Genomic DNA, 17,353 nt, shown 5'->3' on the forward strand with positions numbered 1-17,353 from the left:
GCGCACCGTACGTCACGGCACCGACAGGCCCCGGGCGTACGCGGTGGGGGAGAGGCCCAGGACGGCGGTGAAGTCCCGGACGAGGTGGGCCTGGTCGCTGTAGCCGAGCTCGGCCGCGAGCCCCGCCCAGTCGGGGGCCGTGCCCCTCCCGGCCCGCTCCAGGGCCTCGTGGAGGCGGTAGCGCAGGATCACCCACTTCGGGCCGACGCCGACGTGGGAGGCGAAGAGCCGCTGGAGGGAGCGGGGCGAGAGCCCGGACAGCCGGGCGAGGCGTCCCACCCGCCGGACCGCGCGGTCCGTGCGGACCAGCTCCACCAGCTCCATCGCCTGGACGGCGGCGGGGTCCGGGGCGGGCCCGTGGGCGAGGAGGAAGGCGTCGAGGGCCGCCACGCGCGCGTGGTCGTCGTCGGGGGAGAGGACGGCGGACAGGACGGCGGGGAGAGCACCGGGGACGGCGGCGGGAAGCACGGCCTCGGCCGGGGGACCGCCGGGGGAGGGCCTCCCGGCGCCGGGGAGGGCCTCGTGCAGCGGGACCCGCCGGTCCGTCCAGTCGGAGACCGGCCGCGCCGGGGCGAAGGGGCGGAAGCCGCCGGGACGGAACTGCACCCCGCAGACCCGGCCCTCCCCTTCGAGCCGTTGCGAGAAGAGCCCCTGCGCGACCCCGGCGACCTCGGCGGACGAGCGGCCGGCCCGCGGGCCGGCGCCGAGCGGGCCGTACCGCTGGAAGACGACGTTGACCGACGGGTGGGGGACGACGCGGGTGGTGTACGGCTCGGGCAGCGCCCAGTCGATCAGCCAGTAGTGCTCCAGGTACGGGCGCAGCTCCGGCGCCGGGACGTGGCGGCGGAAGCGGACCCGGGAGAGCAGCTCGGAGGGGGCGAGGATGCCCCGGGTGTCCCGGCGCGGGGCGGGGTCGGGCATGGGCCGATCCTAGGCGCGGGGAGACCGCCGGGGCGCCCGGACGGCCTCTGGCCCGTGCTGCTCCCGGGGGTGGGGAGCCGGGGCGCGTCGGGGCGTGGCGCGTTTCTTCAAGACCGGGCCGGGGAGTTCTCCTAGCGTCGGGGCATGACGTACGACGAGACGGCCCAGGGCCCCGGCGAGACGCGCGCCGACGACACGCGCCTCGCCTTCGAGAAGAGCGATCTCCGGATGGGCGACCTGCTCCGCGCCGCCGCGGACCGGGCCGTCCCCCTGATCGCGGGCACGGGCGAGGAGTCCCTGGACGCGCCCACGCCCTGCGCGGAGTACGACGTCCGCGCCCTGCTGAACCACCTGTTCGCGGTCGTCGTGAACTTCCAGGCGCTGGCGGCGAAGGAGGCCGCCGACTTCTCCACGACCCCCGACCGGCTCGCGGAGCCCGGCTGGCGGGAGGGGTTCGCGGTGGAGACCGGGCGGCTGGTCGAGGCCTGGGCGGCGCCGGGGGCCGAGGAGGGGACCTCGGGGGCGATGGGGCTGCCGGCCAGGACGGTGGGGGCGATGGTGCTGCTGGACCTCACGGTGCACGCCTGGGACCTGGCGCGGGCGACCGGGCGCGCCTTCGAGCCCGCTCCGGAGGTGGTGGCGGGGCTGGTGGACGAGGTGGAGCGGATGGCGCCGATGGCCCGGAGGATGAACGTGTTCGGGGAGGCCGTCGAGCCGCCGGCCGGCGCGGGCGCCTTCGAGCGGCTGCTCGCGACGACGGGCCGCGACCCGGGGGAGCGGCCGAGGGGCTGACCCGCCGACGGGCGGAGGAGGAGCGGGGGCGCGGGCCGGGGTTCCGGCGCTTCAGCGGAGGCGGCCGCTGGAGTTCAGGGAGAGCCGGGAGACGACCTGGCCGAAGGCGAGCTCCTCCGCCGGGGTCAGCGGCACCGACTCCTGCGGGTGCCAGACGCGGTCCATGGGGGTCCGCGCGCGGGAGCGGCGGCGGGCGCGCAGGCCCGTCGTCAGCCAGACGCCGGTCGCGGCGGCGAGCACGGCGAAGAGGGTGAGCACACGGGGGTCGGAGAACTGGCCGGACACGGTCATGACGTTCACTCCAGGGCGAAAGGGCCGGCTCGCGCGGCGCACGCACCGGCAGGCGGCGTGCGGGCGCGGCGGCGCAGACGATTCCTACTGCTTCCTCCCGACCCGTTCAGTTAACACCACCCTGGGGGACTTTCGGCAGGGGGGCCGGGACCAAGGTCCCGGGCGGCGGGCGGCGGGCGGCGGGCGGCGGGCGGTGAGGGCGGGGAGGCCCTCTTGTGCCGGGCGGGGAACCGTTCGAAGGTGGCGGGCGGAGGCAGATTCCGGCCGGGAGGGAGCAGCCGCATGTCCGGAACGGGTGCGCGCGGATGGGGTTTCGCGGACGACAGGGGAGTGGAGCTGGAGGCGCCGGGGAGGCCGGCGCGGGTGGTGGCCTACGTGCGGGCCGGGGCCGCGTTGCTGGACCTGGGGGTGACGCCGGTCGCGGTGTACGGCTCCGGGCACGACGGGGCGGAGCCGGACCCGGCGAAGGACGGCGGTCTCGCGGCCGCCGGGGTGCCGTACCTGGGGCCGGGGCGGGGGCTGGACGAGGAGCGCCTGCGGGCGCTCCGTCCGGACCTGGTGGTGGACGTCACGTACGACGGGAAGAGCCCGTACGCCCTGGACGAGGAGCCGGCCGGGCGGGTGGGGGTGCCGCTGGCGGCGCTCTCCGTCGGCAACGACCTGACGCTGGCGGCGATCATCGGCCGCTTCGGGGAGCTTGCGGCGGCGCTCGGCGCCCCGGATCCGGTGCCGGGCGGCGGGGCGCTGGAGGCGGCGGAGGCGGCGGTCCGGGCGGCGGCCGCGGCGGCGGGTGCCGGGTGCCGGGTGCTGGCGCTGTCCGGGGGCGGTGCCGGGCAGGTGCACCTGGCGCGCCCGGAGGCCTGGCCGGAGCTGGCGAGGCTCGCCGGGCTGGGCGTCCGGCTGCTCGACCCGGGCCCGGGGCCCGGCGCGAACTGGCTGACCACGGGGTGGGAGCGGGCCCTCGACCTGGCCCCGGCGCTGGTCCTGTACGACTCCCGGGCCCACGCGAGCCCGCCGGAGGGGCCGGGGCGGCTGCCGGAGGGGGCGGCGCTGGTGCCGTGGAACCCCGAGATCCCGCCGAGCCCGGCCGCGTACGCCCGCTTCTTCCGCTCGCTGGCCGCGGTCCTCGCCCGCTGACCCCGGCCGGCCCGGCTCCGGGAGGGCGGTTTCCTTCCCGGGGCCGGGCCCAGCAGTGGCGGCAGGACCGTGGCGGCGGTGCCGTGCGGGCGGGACCGGATCCTGGGGCGGGGCGGGGGCGGCCGGCCCCAGGCCGGGGCGGGGTCAGGGGGCGAGGCGGGAGCGGAGGGAGGCGGCGAACTCCTCGGCGCGGGCCAGCTCGACGCGGAGGTCGGCGACGCGGGCGGCGGCGGCCTCCTCGTAGCGGCGGACCCGGGCGACGAGGTCCTCGCGCTCGGCCGGGTCGAGTTCGTCGTCCGTGCCGGGGCGGTCGGCGGTGAGGCGGTCGACCGAGGTGAGGAGTTCGCGGGTCTCGTCGAGGCCGAAGCCGAGCGGCTGCATGCGGCGGACGACCATGAGCCGGGCCACGTCCGCCTCCGTGTAGAGCGGGAAGCCGCCCGGCGAGGCGGCGGAGGGGACGACGAGTCCGCAGTCCTCGTACTGGCGGATGGTCCGCAGGGGGAGTTCGGTGCGGGCGGCGACCTCGGAGATCTGCATGGGTTCTCCGGTGGTGGCGGTGCGGGCCGCGGGCATGCGGGCCGCGGACGTTCGTACTGCGGTCACGACGGGGTCCTCCTCGTACGGCGCCTCTGTGATCCGATCTCCACGCATTACATCTGATTCGTCCTAATTTAATGCGCTATGACGACCGGAAACGCGGAGAGGGCCAGCCGTCAGGGCCAGACCAGGCAGTACGGCTGGTGGCCGGCCTCGTGGAGGCGGACGGAGAAGTCCTGCCACTCGTGGAGCAGCTGGTAGACGTCGAAGGCGTCCCGCGGACCGCCCCGGTCGGGGACGGTCGACCAGATGAAGGCGGCGGCGCCCACCGACTCCTCGCCGATCGCGCGCAGCGGGTCCACCACGGTGGTGGGGAGCTTCACCACGGCGTAGTCGGGGTGCAGGACGACCAGCTCCAGGGGCGGGACCTTGTGCAGCGGCAGGCCCTGGATGCCGGTGAGGACCATCGCCGCTATCGTCTCGGGCTTGATCTTGGAGAACATGCCGCCCATGCCGAGCTCGTCGCCGCCCAGCTCCTCCGGGCGCATCGAGATCGGGACGCGGGCCGCCGTGGCACCGTCGGGCGCGCCGAAGTACTTGTACGTCACCGCCAAGCTGCGGCTCCCGAGGGGTGGATCCTTCGGGGGCTGTTCAGGGGATGCGCGATTCTCCGGCGCGGACGGATCCTCGGCCCGTCGCCGCCGGTGCCTCCCCCGCCGGACAGGCTCCGGACCCAGGTCGTCCGTCCCCTCGCCCGGTCCGCCACCGCGATGCATATCTCCACCCGACTGCTTTTTCTCGGCAACACGACCCCGCCGCGCAACCCGATCATCGTGTCAGTGACCTCCCCCGCGTTCCTGCGGTGAAACACCTGTCCGCAAGAATCGCCGCGGCCTCTGACACCATGGATCGCGTGAGCCAACCCCATGAGGTCCCTGCCGCCACAGTTTCGCAGACGCGGAGGCAGGCCGCCCCGGCGTGATGCACAGGGTGCCCACACCGTCCCTCCGTACCAGACGTCGTACTCGCAGGTCAGGATCACTGTGTCGTATTCATACGAAGCCCCAGTCTCACAGACGCTTTTCGACCGCGCGTCCCTTGTGACGCCCGGCGGCGTGAACTCACCGGTGCGGGCCTTCCGGGCTGTGGGCGGTACGCCCCGGTTCATGGTGTCCGGCACCGGTCCGTACCTCACGGATGCGGACGGTCGCGAGTACGTCGACCTCGTCTGCTCCTGGGGGCCGATGATTCTCGGCCACGCCCACCCCGAGGTCACCGCCGCCGTACAGGCCGCCGTGGCGCGCGGCACCTCCTTCGGCACGCCCGGCGAGGGCGAGGTGGCGCTCGCCGAGGAGATCGTGTCCCGCGTCGAGCCGGTCGAGCAGGTCCGCCTGGTCTCCTCCGGCACCGAGGCGACGATGTCCGCGATCCGGCTCGCCCGCGGGTTCACCGGACGCGCGAAGGTCGTCAAGTTCGCCGGCTGCTACCACGGGCACGTGGACGCGCTGCTCGCCGCCGCCGGCTCCGGCGTCGCCACCTTCGGCCTGCCCGACACGCCCGGCGTGACCGGTGCGCAGGCCGGCGACACGATCGTGCTGCCGTACAACGACCTGGAGGCCGTGCGGGCCGCGTTCGCCGCGCACCCCGGCGAGATCGCCTGCGTGATCACCGAGGCCTCGCCCGGCAACATGGGCGTGGTCCCGCCGCTGCCCGGCTTCAACCAGGGCCTCGCGGACCTGTGCCGGGAGAACGGCGCGCTCTACATCTCCGACGAGGTCATGACCGGCTTCCGCACCAGCCGCGCCGGCTGGTACGGCGTGGACGGCGTGAAGCCGGACCTGCTGACCTTCGGCAAGGTCATGGGCGGCGGCTTCCCGGCCGCGGCCTTCGGCGGCCGCGCCGACGTCATGGGCCACCTCGCCCCGGCCGGCCCGGTCTACCAGGCGGGCACCCTCTCCGGGAACCCGGTCGCCACCGCCGCCGGGCTCGCGCAGCTGCGCCTGCTCGACGAGGCCGCGTACGCGAAGGTCGACGCGGTCTCGCGGGAGATCCGGGACCTGGTCGCGGACGCGCTGCGCAAGGAGGGCGTGGCGCACCGGCTGCAGACCGCGTCCAACATGTTCTCGGTCTTCTTCACCGCCGACGAGGTGCGGAACTACGAGGACGCGAAGAAGCAGGAGGCCTTCCGCTTCAACGCCTTCTTCCACTCGATGCTGGCCGACGGGGTGTACCTGCCCCCGTCCGCCTTCGAGTCGTGGTTCGTCTCGGCCGCGCACGACGAGCGCGCGATCGAGCGGGTCGCCGCCGCGCTGCCCGCCGCCGCCCGTGCCGCCGCGGAGGCCACCGCATGAGCGAGAACGCGCGGGGCGACCAGGACATCACCGTCGTCCACCTGATGCGCCACGGCGAGGTGCACAACCCGGACGGCGTGCTCTACGGGCGCCGGGCCGGCTACCACCTCTCCGAGCTGGGCCGGAAGATGGCGGACCGGGTGGCCGAGTCGCTGGCCGGGCGGGACGTCACGCACGTCGTGGCCTCCCCGCTGGAGCGGGCCCAGGAGACGGCCGCGCCGATCGCCAGGACGCACGGCCTGGACCTGGCGACCGACGGGCGGCTGATCGAGGCGGCGAACGTCTTCGAGGGCAAGACCTTCGGCGTCGGCGACGGGGCGCTGCGCCGGCCGGCGAACTGGAAGCACCTCACCAACCCGTTCCAGCCGTCCTGGGGCGAGCCGTACATCGAGCAGGTCGTGCGGATGATGGGCGCGCTGGACGCGGCGAAGGACGCGGCGCGCGGCCACGAGGCGGTGCTGGTCAGCCACCAGCTGCCGATCTGGATCGTGCGGTCCTTCGTGGAGCGGCGCCGGCTGTGGCACGACCCGCGGCGCCGGCAGTGCACGCTGGCCTCGCTCACCTCGTTCACGTACAAGGGCGACAGGATCGTCTCGGTCGGGTACAGCGAGCCGGCCATCGATCTGGTGCCGGTGCACCTGCGGGCCGGCGCCAAGCCGGTGAAGGGCGGCCAGAAGGCCTTCGGCGCGTAGTCCACGCCGGCCGGGACCGCGGTCCCGGCTTGACGGGACATCGTCAGAGCGACATCGTCAGGGCGGTCGGGGGAAGGGTTACTCTCCGGCCGCCCTGAAATTTATGTGCGATTTGCCGGAACCTCCGTGTTCCTCCCTGCATCTCACTCATTGTCGGTTTGGATGATGTATTGCGTCGCAGCGTGAATGGGGATGCCATGCGAGGGTTGAGTCGAAGGAGCCTTCTGGGGGCCGGAGTCGGAGCCGCCGCGGGACTGGGGATCGCCGGGTGCGGCGGCAAGGAGCCGAGCGGGGCGGGCGGTTCCGGTCCGGACAAGGGCGGATCCCCCTCGACCGGCACCGGTCCCGCCACCCCCGCGCCGACCGAGGACGCCGTCCGCCTCATCGGCGACGGGTCCACCGCGGACACCGGCAGGCAGCCGCACCAGCCCGACGCCCCCGTCCCGCTCGAACCGGGGCAGACCCCGCCGCAGTTCGTGGTCTTCTCCTGGGACGGCGCCGGCGAGGTCGGCAACGGCCTCTTCCCCCGCTTCCTCGAACTGGCCCGCAACCACGACGCGGCCATGACCTTCTTCCTCTCCGGCATCTACCTGCTGCCCGAGTCGAAGAAGGACCTCTACCGCCCGCCGAACAACCGCGTCGGCGCCTCCGACATCGGCTACCTCACCGACGAGCACATCAAGGACACCCTCGAGAACGTCCGCCGGGCCTGGCTCGACGGGCACGAGATCGGCACCCACTTCAACGGGCACTTCTGCGGGGGCTCCGGCTCCGTCGGGAACTGGACCCCGGCGCAGTGGCAGAGCGAGATCGACCAGGCCGTGAGGTTCGTCACCGAGTGGAAGACGAACAGCGGCTGGACCGACCTCGACCCGCTGCCCTTCGACTACTCCAAGGAGCTCGTCGGCGGCCGCACCCCCTGCCTCCTCGGCCAGGACAACCTGCTCCCCACCGCCAAGCGCCTCGGCTGGCGCTACGACGCCAGCTCCCCCGGCGGCCGCCAGACCTGGCCCGTCAAGCGCAAGGGGATCTGGGACTTCCCGCTCCAGGCCGTGCCCTTCCCCGGGCACTCCTTCGAGGTCCTCTCCATGGACTACAACATGCTCGCCAACCAGTCGAAGAACTCGACCAAGGGCATGCCCTCCCGCTATCCCGGCTGGCGCAGGCAGGCCACCGACGCGCTGATCGCCGGCTTCACCCGCGCCTACGAGTCCAACCGCGCCCCCTTCTTCGTCGGCAACCACTTCGAGCAGTGGAACGGCGGCATCTACATGGACGCCGTCGAGGACGCGCTCAAGGCGATGGCCGGCAAGAAGGACGTCCGGCTCGTGTCGTTCCGCCAGTTCACCGACTGGATGGACGCGCAGGACCCCCGTATCCTCGACCGTCTGCGGGGCCTCGACGTCGGCCAGAAGCCGGCCGGCGGATGGACCGCCTATCTCAAGACCGCTTAGGCGATCTTGACAAGGGGCGTTCCGGGCACGTAGGGGGGTGCCCAAGATCCCCCAAACGCCCATGCGAAACTTTTCACATGAGCCTTAGCCGTGGCCTCCACCGTGCCCCCCGACGCGCCCTCGTCGCCGTCGGCGTACTGTCCGCCGCCCTCGCGCTCTCCGCCTGCGGCGGCGACAGCAACGGCACCTCCGGCGGCGGCAACACCAACTTCGTCACCAGCAAGGGCGGCATCTCCACCGTCGCCAAGGGCGAGCGCGCCGACATCAACGAGATCGCCGGCGAGACCCTGGAGGGCGAACGGCTCGACGTCGCCGACCTGAAGGGCAAGGTCGTCGTCCTCAACGTCTGGGGCTCCTGGTGCGGCCCCTGCCGGGCCGAGGCCCCCCACTTCGCCAAGGCCGCCGGCGACCTGAAGGGCCAGGACGTCGCCTTCGTCGGCCTCAACACCCGCGACGCCAACAAGCAGCAGGCGCTCGCCTTCGAGGCCGATTACGAGGTCCCCTACCCGAGCCTCTACGACCCCCAGGGCAAGCTCATCCTCTTCGGCTTCCCCAAGGGCACCCTCAGCCCCAAGGGCATCCCCTCCACCGTCGTCCTCGACAAGGAGGGCAAGATCGCCGCCCGCGCGGTCATGGCCATCGACGAGACCCAGCTGCGGTCCATGATCGACCCGCTGCTCAAGGAGAAGTGAGCCGGTGAACGAGACCGTCACCAGCGGAGCCCTCCTGCTCGCCGTCCCCGTCGCCCTCCTGGCCGGCCTGGTCTCCTTCTTCTCCCCCTGCGTGCTCCCGCTCGTCCCCGGCTACCTCAGCTACGTCACCGGCGTCTCCGGCACCGACCTCGCCGACACCCGCCGCGGCCGGATGACCGCGGGAGCCCTCCTCTTCGTCCTCGGCTTCACCGCCGTCTTCGTCTCCGGCGGCGCCCTCTTCGGCTACTTCGGCGCCACGCTCCAGGAGTACAGCTCGACGCTCGGCACCGTCCTCGGCGTCTTCATGATCCTCATGGGGCTCTTCTTCGCCGGGCTGATGCCCTGGTTCACCCAGCGCGAGTTCCGCTTCCACCGGAAGCCCGTCGCCGGACTCCTCGGAGCGCCCGTCCTCGGCGCGCTCTTCGGCATCGGCTGGACCCCGTGCATCGGCCCCACCCTCGCCTCGGTCAACGCGCTCGCCCTGGAGCAGGCCAGCGCCGGGCGCGGGGCCATACTGGCCCTCGCGTACTGCCTCGGCCTCGGCGTCCCCTTCGTCCTCGCCGCCATCGCCTTCCGCAAGGCCCTCGGCGCGTTCGGCTGGGTCAAGAAGCACTACGTGTGGGTCATGCGCGTCGGGGGCGGCATGATGATCGTCACCGGCGTCCTGCTCCTCACGGGCGTCTGGGACGGCATGGTCTCCACGATGCAGGGCTGGTCCAGCGGTTTCACGGTGGGAATCTGATCCATGAGCAAGACCGACACGACGGAAACGAACCGCGCGGCCGGCGCCGACGAGGCCGCGGCCGCGGACCTCTCCACCGCGCCCCGGGAGGAGACCGCCGGCGGCCCCGCCCTCGGGGTCGTCGGCTGGATCCGCTGGTTCTGGCGCCAGCTCACCTCCATGCGGGTGGCGCTGATCCTGCTCTTCCTGCTCTCCCTCGGCGCCGTCCCCGGCTCCCTCATCCCGCAGACCAGCGCGGACGAGATGAAGGTCGCCGACTTCAAGGCGGCGCACGAGAGCCTCACCCCGCTCTACGAGAAGCTCCAGCTCTTCGACGTGTACAGCTCGGTGTGGTTCTCCGCGATCTACATCCTGCTCTTCGTCTCCCTCATCGGCTGCATCGTCCCGCGCACCTGGCAGTTCGTCGGCCAGCTCCGCGGCCTGCCGCCGGGCGCCCCCAGGAAGCTCACCCGCCTCCCCGCCTACACCACCTGGCGCACCGGGGCCGATCCCGAGCAGGTCCGCGAGGCCGCCCTCGGCGTCCTCAAGGGCCGCCGCTTCCGCGCCAGGAGCGCCGGCGACGCCGTCGCCGCCGAGAAGGGCTACCTCCGCGAGGCCGGCAACCTGCTCTTCCACATCGCGCTCATCGTGATGCTCGTCGCCTTCGCCTGGGGCCAGCTCTTCAAGTCCGAGGGCGGCAAGCTGGTCGTCGAGGGCGACGGCTTCTCCAACACGCTCACCCAGTACGACGACTTCAAGTCCGGCTCCCAGTTCGGCGTCGACGAGCTGGAACCGTTCAGCTTCTCCCTCGACAGCTTCACCGGCACGTACGAGAAGAGCGGCCCGCAGCGCGGCACCCCCCGCACCTTCGAGGCGGCCGTCACCTACACCCGGGGCGGCGGCAAGGACGAGAAGGCGGTCATCCGGGTCAACGAGCCGCTGAAGATCGGCGACTCCAAGGTCTACCTGATCGCCCACGGCTACGCACCGGTCGTCACCGTCAGGGACGGCCGGGGCAAGAGCGTCTTCCACGGCGCCGTCCCGCTGCTGCCCATCGACAACAACATCACCTCCACCGGCGCCATCAAGGTGATGGACGGCTACCGCGACAAGAACGGCGAGAAGCAGCAGCTCGGCTTCAAGGCCTTCTTCGTGCCCACCTTCGCCGGCGCCGGCAAGGGGGACATGTTCTCCCAGTTCCCCGCGCTCGACTTCCCCGTCATGGCCCTCACCGGCTACCACGGCAACCTGCGCGTCGACTCCGGCCTGCCGCAGAACGTGTACCAGCTCGACACCTCCAAGATGACCCAGTTCGAGGTCGACGGGGGCACCGGGGTCGCCCAGCGGATGCGGCCCGGCGAGACCATGACCCTCCCCGACGGCGCCGGCTCGATCACCTTCGAGAAGGACATCAAGGAGTGGGCGAGCTTCCAGGTCTCCCAGCAGCCGGGCAACGGCCTCGCCCTCGGCGGTGCCGTCGCCGCGATCGCCGGACTCACCGGCTCGCTCTTCATCCAGCGGCGCCGGGTCTGGGTCCGCGCCGTCCGCGGTGAGGACGGCGTGACCGTCGTCGAGATGGCGGGCCTCGGCCGCAGCGAGTCCGCCAAGCTGCCCGAGGAGCTCGCCGACCTCGCGGTCGCGCTCACCGCCACGGCGCCCCCGGCGCCCGAACCTGCCGAAGCAGAAGCCTCAGAAGGGGTCGAGAAGTGATCCTCGCCGCCGAGACCAACGAGGGCCTGGCGCAGCTCAGCAACGAGCTCGTCTACGCCTCCATGGCCGTCTACACCCTGGCCTTCCTCGCCCACATCACCGAGTGGGTGTTCGGCAGCCGCAGCAAGGTCGGCCGCACGGCCGCCGCGCTGACCGGGGCCAAGGACGCGGCCGCGCCCGCCACCGTCTCCGTACGGGTCGAGGGGGCCGGCGGCACCACCGTCCTGGACCGGCCGAAGGTCGTCACCCGCTCCGCCGCCGGCACCCGCGACGTGCCCGACGGCCCCGGCGCCGCCGGCGGCACGGTCAAGGGCGACCTGTACGGCCGGATCGCCGTCTCGCTCACCGTCCTCGCCTTCGCCCTGGAGGCGGCCGGCGTCGTCACCCGCGCGATCTCCGTGCAGCGCGCCCCCTGGGGCAACATGTACGAGTTCTCCACCACCTTCTCCACGGTGGCGGTCGGCACGTACCTCGGCTTCCTGCTCGCCAAGAAGAACGTCCGCTGGATCGGCCTCCCGCTGGTGACCACGGTCCTGCTCGACCTGGGCGTCGCCACCACCTGGCTGTACACCGACAGCGACCAGCTGGTCCCGGCACTCGACTCGTACTGGCTGTGGATCCACGTCTCCACCGCGATCTTCTGCGGCGCCGTCTTCTACCTCGGCGCGGTCGCCACCCTGCTGTACCTCTTCCGCGACTCGTACGAGAACAAGCTCGCGAACGGCGGCGAGCCCGGGTCCTTCGCCCGCTCCGTCCTGGAGCGGCTGCCCTCCGCGGCCTCGCTCGACAAGTTCTCCTACCGCGTCAACGCCGCCGTCTTCCCGCTGTGGACCTTCACGATCATCGCGGGCGCCATCTGGGCCGGCGACGCGTGGGGCCGCTACTGGGGCTGGGACGCCAAGGAGGTCTGGTCCTTCATCACGTGGGTCGGGTACGCCGCCTACCTGCACGCCCGGGCCACGGCCGGCTGGAAGGGCCGCAAGGCCGCGTACATCGCGCTCATCGCCTTCGGCTGCTTCCTCTTCAACTACTACGGCGTGAACATCTTCGTCAGCAGCAAGCACTCCTACGCGGGCGTCTGAGCTGGCACGGCCCCCCGCGGGGGGCCACGCTGGAGGTATGACCGAGATACCCCTGGGCAGGAGCGAGACCCACGACGGCGACGCGCACCTGCTGAGGTACGCGAGCGAGCTGCCGCACCCGCAGGAACGGGTGTGGGCGGCGGTCGCCTCGCCCGAGGGCCTGCCGGCCTGGCTGTGCGCGGCGGACCCGCTGGAGCCGCGGCTCGGCGGACGGGTCACCCTCCGCTGGCTGAACGGCGGCGCGGAGGTCGTCGGTCGGGTCACCGCCTGGGACCCCGACCACGTCGCCGAGTACACGGTCGGCGCCCCGCACGGGCGGATCCGGTTCCATCTGGAACCGGCCGCCGGCGGGGCGTCGACCGTCCTGCGCCTCACCAACGAGTTCCGGGGCGACCGGGAGCTCCTCCTCGACTGCCTGGCCGGCTGGCACGAGCACCTCGAACGCCTCCGGGACGCCCTGGACGGGCACCCGACGGACTGGCGCGACTGGACCCCCGAGCGATGGCGGGTGCTGCGGGACCGGTACGAGCGGGACGCCGCGCCCTGGCCGAAGTGGGTGCCCTAGGTCTCAGCCCCGGCTCCCCGGGGCGTCGGCCCCCTCGTCCGCCCGGACCGCCGAGAGGGGCTCGGCGATGTCCTCCAGCGAGCGGCGCTCCGCGTCGACCGCGAGGAAGGCCGCCACGATCCCCGCCGCGCACATCAGCCCGGCACCGATCTGGAAGGCGAGGACGGTGTCGCCGACCACGCCCGACTCCGTCAGCTTCGCGAAGATCAGCGGGCCGCTGATGCCGCCGGCCGCCGTGCCGAGGGCGTAGAAGAAGGCGATGGCCATCGCGCGGGTCTCCATGGGGAAGATCTCCGAGACGGTCAGATAGGCGCTGGAGGCGCCCGCCGAGGCGAAGAACAGCACCACGCACCAGCAGGCCGTCAGGGTCGTCGCCGACAGCGAGCCCCGGTCGAAGAGCCACGCCGTCCCGAAGAGCAGCAGGCCCGACAGCAGGTACGTGCCGGAGATCATGATCCGGCGGCCGACGGTGTCGAAGAGGTGGCCGAGCAGCAGCGGTCCCAGGAAGTTGCCCGCCGCGATCACCGCGAAGTAGTAGCCGGTGCTGCCGGTCGGCACGTCGAAGAAGGTGATGAGGATGGTGCCGAAGCCGAAGGTGATCGCGTTGTACAGGAACGCCTGTCCGACGAAGAGGGAGAGCCCGAGGGTGGCGCGGCGCGGGTAGCGGCCGAAGACGGTCTTCGCGATCGTGCCGAAGCCGATGCTCCTGCGCTGGTGGATGGTGAGCTCGCCGGCCGGCGGCGGCAGCCGGGTGCCCTTCTCCGCCTCGATCTCCCGCTCGACGGAGGTGACCAGCTCCTCGGCCTCTTCACCCCGGCCGTGGATGAACTGCCAGCGTGGGCTCTCCGGGACGTGCCGGCGCACCAGCAGGATGACCAGGCCGAGGACGACGCCGAGTGCGAAGCTGAGGCGCCAGCCGAGGTCCTTCGGGAAGATGTCGGTGTCCAGCAGGACCACGGAGAGCAGCGCGCCGCCGATGGCGCCCAGCCAGTAGCTGCCGTTGATGATCAGGTCGACCCGTCCCCGGTAGAGGGAGGGGATCAGCTCGTCGATCGCGGAATTGATGGCCGCGTACTCGCCGCCGATGCCGAAGCCGGTGAGGAAGCGGAAGAGGAAGAACCACCAGGACTCGAAGGACAGGGCGGTCATCGCCGTCGCACCGAGATAGACGGCCAGAGTGATCATGAACAGCTTCTTGCGGCCGTAGCGGTCCGTCAGCCAGCCGAAGAACAGCGCGCCGGAGCAGGCGCCCGCCACGTACAGGGCGGCGGCCACGCCGGTGACCTGGGCGGCGGTGATGTCGAGACCGCTGCCCTCCTCGGCCAGCCGGCCGGCGACGTTGCCGACGATGGTGACTTCCAGGCCGTCCAGGATCCAGACGGTGCCCAGGCCGATGACGATCATCCAGTGCCACCGGGACCAGGGAAGCCGGTCGAGGCGGGCGGGCACGGCGGTGGTGACCGTCCCCGTCCCGGGCGTCGATGCGGGCGCGCTCATGGTTCTCCTTCCGTCGGGGGCGCGGTTACCCCGTCGGCGGCGGCTCATCCGCCCGTCCGCGCCCGGCGGCGGGGACTCCACCGGTCGCGGAGGGTGAGCCGGCGGTGGCGTTCGCGGCGCTCGCGGACCCGCAGGTCGAGCTCCTCCATCAGCCGGCGGCCCCGGTGCTCGGGGTCGAGCTCGTCGAGGATCCGGTCGACCTCGGCGAGCAGCGCCCCGTACAGCTGCCAGCGGCCGGGGTCGGCGAGGGCGAGGGCGAGGAGGCGTTCGGCGGCGTCGTCGCGGCAGGCGCGGGCCGCCCGCAGCTCGCCCGCCAGGCGGGTCTCGGCCGCCTCGGCCGCCTCGCTGCCCCGCGCGGTGACGAGCACGGCGAAGCTCACCAGGGCGTCGGCGGTGTACTGGGCGGTCTCCCGGACGGAGAGGGCGGCCCGCTCCGGCAGCAGCTCGTCCCCCTCGCGGTGTTTGGCCAGGTCGGTGAGGGTGCGGGCGAGGACCCGGAGGACGACGGCGCAGATCTCCAGGGTGTCGAGGCCGGTGCGCAGCACGACCCGGTGGAGGAGGCCCTCCTTGACCCGGGGGTTGAAGCGCAGGCTGTCCTCGGCGGTGCGCAGGGCCCCGTCGACGTCGGCGACGTCGTTGTCCAGGCGGCGGGCCTCGTGGAGCCGGACGGCGGCCCGCTCGACGGGGGGCGCCCCGGTGAACTCGTCCGCCACGTCGAGGAGGAGCAGGCGCATCCGCCGGGCGAGGTCCTCGATGGAGTCGCCGGCCGTGTCGACCCAGACGGGCGGGGCGAGGACGAGGTTGAAGAGCATGCCGACGACGGCGCCGATGAGGGTCTCCAGGACGCGGTCCCAGGCGGTGTCGGAGACCTGGGTGACGCCGAGGACGAGCATGGCGCTGATGGCGACCTCGGGGACGAACTCCTCGACCCGGACGAGCCGCCCCACCAGCAGCGAGGCCAGGATGACGAGGGCGAGGCTCCACCACGACAGGCCGACGACGGCGCTGAAGGCGATGGCGATGAGGACGCCGACGACCACCGAGTTCACCCGGCGGAGGCTGGTGGTGAGGGTCGAGTAGAGCGTGACCTGGACGACGAGGAGCGCGGTGAGGGGCGCGGTGAGGGGGACCGGCTCGCTGCTGAGCCGCAGCGCGACGACGTAGCTGAGGGTGGCGGCCGCCGTGGACCGGACGGTCTGCACGGCGAACGGGTCGCGGCGCAGGCGGGCGAGCGGGCCGTCCCGCCGGTCCTTGCGTCCTCCGTCGCGTGCCACGTCCCGCCTTCGTCCCGTCGGCCGCCCCGGGGGGCCTCTGGAGCATCGCCTGCCCGGACGGCCGCGCGCTCATGCGCGGATGCGTCCGGGCGGGCGCGGGATCACCCCCGCTTGGGCGGCAGGCAGCTCGCCGCCGGGGGGCGGCCCTCGGGCCAGGCGGTCTGGACGAAGCGCTGGGTGCCGTCCGGGGCGAGCTCCACGACGGGGACCGCCTTGTTGTGGGGGTTGCCGTGGTTGTCCAGGCAGATCCAGCCGCTCGCGCCCTGGACCCGCAGCGAGCCCTTGACCTGCGGCCACTGGGTGCCGACGTCGGCGAGCTCGGGGTAGGGGGCGTCGGCGGGGGTGGCCTGGCGGATGGCGTGGACGGCCGTCGCCATCGCGTCGTACGCCACGATGGCCTGCCCGTCGCGGAGCGGCACCGGCTTCGGGTCGGTGCGCGCGATGTCGGTCAGGAAGGTGCGGAAGGCGACGACCGAGCCGCCGGTCGTCGGCACCGGCCGGCCGGGGGCGGGCTGCCAGGCGTCCGGGTGGGCGAGGGCCGCGTAGCGGACGGTCAGCTTCTTGCCGAGGGCCGAGCGGTTCAGCTTCTCGTCGGCGCCCAGGTAGGAGCCCTCGTCGCCGGTGAGGACGGTGAAGGCGCGGTCGGCGCAGCCGCGGGAGCCGAGCGCGTTGATGAACTGGCGCAGCTGGGTGTGGCGGCCGGCGAAGAAGACGGTCTCGGCGCGGGTGTCGCAGATCAGGTGGGTGATCTGGCGGAAGGTGTTGGCGGTGGTGCCCTCCTCGGTGTTGTCCGGGGGCGAGGTGTAGAGCTGCGGCTCGTAGGGGGCGCCCTCCAGGGAGGCGGCGAAGGCGGACCGCAGGGTGTCGATGTAGTGGTCGCCGGTGCGGGAGTCCTGGACGAGGATCGCGCGGGCCGCGTCGACCTTCCCGAAGTTCGCGAGGGCCCTGGCCTCGTCGCTGTTGGTGGGGGAGACCCGGGCGAGCCCGGGGAAGCGGTCGCGGCCGGGGCCGTTGGCGAGGTCGTCGGCGGTGATGGTGGTGCCGACGACGGCGATCCCGGCGCCGGTGAGGGCGGTCACCGCCTCGCGCACCTCGGCGGAGGAGGTGGCGACGCCGGAGACGGCGCGGAGCCGGTCGGGGGCGCCGGTCATCCCGGTGAGCCGGTCGACGACGGTGCGCCAGTGGGCGTTCTTGTTGCCGGTGTTGGCGAGGACCAGGCGGATCTTGGGGGTCTCGCTGTTGGACTCGTGGTTGGCGCGGTACTGGTAGGCGTGGGCGCCCTGGAGCTCGCGGAGGATCTTCTCGCCGGTGCCGGGGTCGGCGGCGGTGATCGGGAGGAGGAGGGCGACGGTGGCGTACTCGCCGGCCTTGAGGCTCGCGTTCTCGCGCCCGATGGCGGCGGTGATCGCGGTCAGGGCGGGGACCCGGAAGTCGTGCCCGTCGCCGTTCACGCCGACGCACTCCTCGCTGCCGGCGGGCCGGGTGACCCCGGTGGCGCAGGAACGGTCCTCCGGTTCGAGGAACAGGTAGAGGCCCCAGCCGCCGAGGCCGAGCACGAGCGAGGCGGCGAGGAGGGTGCCGAGGAGCTTCTGCCGGGGTGTCCAGAAGAAGCGGCGGCGCAGCCGGTCGAGCATGGC

Annotated in this window: 17 protein-coding genes; 10 read left to right on the forward strand and 7 right to left on the reverse strand. The window is 73.0% G+C overall.

The annotated features are described in order from the left end of the window. Positions 1-12 precede the first annotated feature (12 nt). Complete coding sequence (locus IE287_RS28640; protein ID WP_189852119.1) at positions 13-921, reverse strand: helix-turn-helix domain-containing protein; 909 nt, start codon at positions 919-921, stop codon at positions 13-15. Positions 922-1,149: 228 nt separating this feature from the next. Between IE287_RS28640 and IE287_RS28645 the strand changes: the two genes are divergently transcribed. Then, positions 1,150-1,713 (forward strand): TIGR03086 family metal-binding protein, encoded by a 564-nt coding sequence (locus tag IE287_RS28645; protein WP_229883799.1) that lies wholly within the window; start codon positions 1,150-1,152, stop codon positions 1,711-1,713. 51 nt (positions 1,714-1,764) lie between these two features. Here IE287_RS28645 and IE287_RS28650 read toward each other — a convergent pair whose 3' ends face one another. After that, complete coding sequence (locus IE287_RS28650) at positions 1,765-2,004, reverse strand: hypothetical protein (protein WP_189852121.1); 240 nt, start codon at positions 2,002-2,004, stop codon at positions 1,765-1,767. A 282-nt stretch (positions 2,005-2,286) separates the two neighbouring features. Between IE287_RS28650 and IE287_RS28655 the strand changes: the two genes are divergently transcribed. Continuing rightward, entirely contained in the window at positions 2,287-3,141 is an 855-nt protein-coding gene (locus IE287_RS28655; RefSeq protein WP_189852122.1) for a substrate-binding domain-containing protein, read from the forward strand. Positions 3,142-3,285: 144 nt separating this feature from the next. Here IE287_RS28655 and IE287_RS28660 read toward each other — a convergent pair whose 3' ends face one another. Then, the gene (locus IE287_RS28660) at positions 3,286-3,678 is read right to left on the reverse strand and encodes a MerR family transcriptional regulator (protein ID WP_189852209.1); all 393 of its coding nucleotides are present in this window, start codon (positions 3,676-3,678) and stop codon (positions 3,286-3,288) included. 176 nt (positions 3,679-3,854) lie between these two features. Next, positions 3,855-4,454, reverse strand: a complete 600-nt coding sequence (locus IE287_RS28665) for a hypothetical protein (RefSeq protein WP_189852123.1) — start codon at positions 4,452-4,454, stop codon at positions 3,855-3,857. 267 nt (positions 4,455-4,721) lie between these two features. On the opposite strand from IE287_RS28665, the gene hemL reads away from it, so the two are divergent. From hemL to IE287_RS28705, 8 genes are all read left to right on the forward strand, one after another. Next, positions 4,722-6,029: a glutamate-1-semialdehyde 2,1-aminomutase gene (gene hemL, locus IE287_RS28670; RefSeq protein WP_189852124.1), complete on the forward strand. Its 1,308-nt coding sequence runs from the start codon at positions 4,722-4,724 to the stop codon at positions 6,027-6,029. Further along, on the forward strand, positions 6,026-6,721 hold the full coding sequence (locus IE287_RS28675; RefSeq protein WP_189852125.1) for a histidine phosphatase family protein: 696 nt from the start codon (positions 6,026-6,028) through the stop codon (positions 6,719-6,721). The genes hemL and IE287_RS28675 overlap by 4 nt, the downstream gene beginning before the upstream one ends. Positions 6,722-6,918: 197 nt before the next feature. Next, a complete protein-coding gene (locus tag IE287_RS28680) occupies positions 6,919-8,175 on the forward strand; it encodes a polysaccharide deacetylase family protein (protein ID WP_189852126.1) in 1,257 nt (418 codons plus the stop codon). Between the two features lie 77 nt (positions 8,176-8,252). Continuing rightward, the gene (locus IE287_RS28685) at positions 8,253-8,867 is read left to right on the forward strand and encodes a TlpA family protein disulfide reductase (protein WP_189852127.1); all 615 of its coding nucleotides are present in this window, start codon (positions 8,253-8,255) and stop codon (positions 8,865-8,867) included. 4 nt (positions 8,868-8,871) lie between these two features. Next, a complete protein-coding gene (locus tag IE287_RS28690) occupies positions 8,872-9,609 on the forward strand; it encodes a cytochrome c biogenesis CcdA family protein (protein WP_189852128.1) in 738 nt (245 codons plus the stop codon). A 3-nt stretch (positions 9,610-9,612) separates the two neighbouring features. After that, a complete protein-coding gene (gene resB / locus IE287_RS28695; protein ID WP_189852129.1) occupies positions 9,613-11,298 on the forward strand; it encodes a cytochrome c biogenesis protein ResB in 1,686 nt (561 codons plus the stop codon). Next, positions 11,295-12,380, forward strand: a complete 1,086-nt coding sequence (gene ccsB / locus IE287_RS28700) for a c-type cytochrome biogenesis protein CcsB (RefSeq protein ID WP_189852130.1) — start codon at positions 11,295-11,297, stop codon at positions 12,378-12,380. The genes resB and ccsB overlap by 4 nt, the downstream gene beginning before the upstream one ends. 37 nt (positions 12,381-12,417) lie before the next feature. Then, positions 12,418-12,945: an SRPBCC domain-containing protein gene (locus tag IE287_RS28705; RefSeq protein ID WP_189852131.1), complete on the forward strand. Its 528-nt coding sequence runs from the start codon at positions 12,418-12,420 to the stop codon at positions 12,943-12,945. 3 nt (positions 12,946-12,948) lie between these two features. Here the strand turns inward: IE287_RS28705 and IE287_RS28710 are convergent, their stop codons facing one another. From IE287_RS28710 to IE287_RS28720, 3 genes are all read right to left on the reverse strand, one after another. Beyond that, positions 12,949-14,442 carry an MFS transporter gene (locus IE287_RS28710; protein ID WP_189852132.1) on the reverse strand — a complete coding sequence of 498 codons (1,494 nt, stop codon included), beginning with the start codon at positions 14,440-14,442 and terminating at the stop codon, positions 12,949-12,951. A 44-nt stretch (positions 14,443-14,486) separates the two neighbouring features. Next, positions 14,487-15,716 (reverse strand): FUSC family protein, encoded by a 1,230-nt coding sequence (locus IE287_RS28715; RefSeq protein ID WP_189852133.1) that lies wholly within the window; start codon positions 15,714-15,716, stop codon positions 14,487-14,489. A gap of 101 nt (positions 15,717-15,817) precedes the next feature. Continuing rightward, positions 15,818-17,350 (reverse strand): ABC transporter substrate-binding protein, encoded by a 1,533-nt coding sequence (locus IE287_RS28720; RefSeq protein ID WP_189852134.1) that lies wholly within the window; start codon positions 17,348-17,350, stop codon positions 15,818-15,820. Positions 17,351-17,353: the final 3 nt, after the last annotated feature.

It is taken from the genome of Streptomyces omiyaensis (assembly GCF_014650895.1).
Classification (GTDB): domain Bacteria; phylum Actinomycetota; class Actinomycetes; order Streptomycetales; family Streptomycetaceae; genus Streptomyces; species Streptomyces omiyaensis.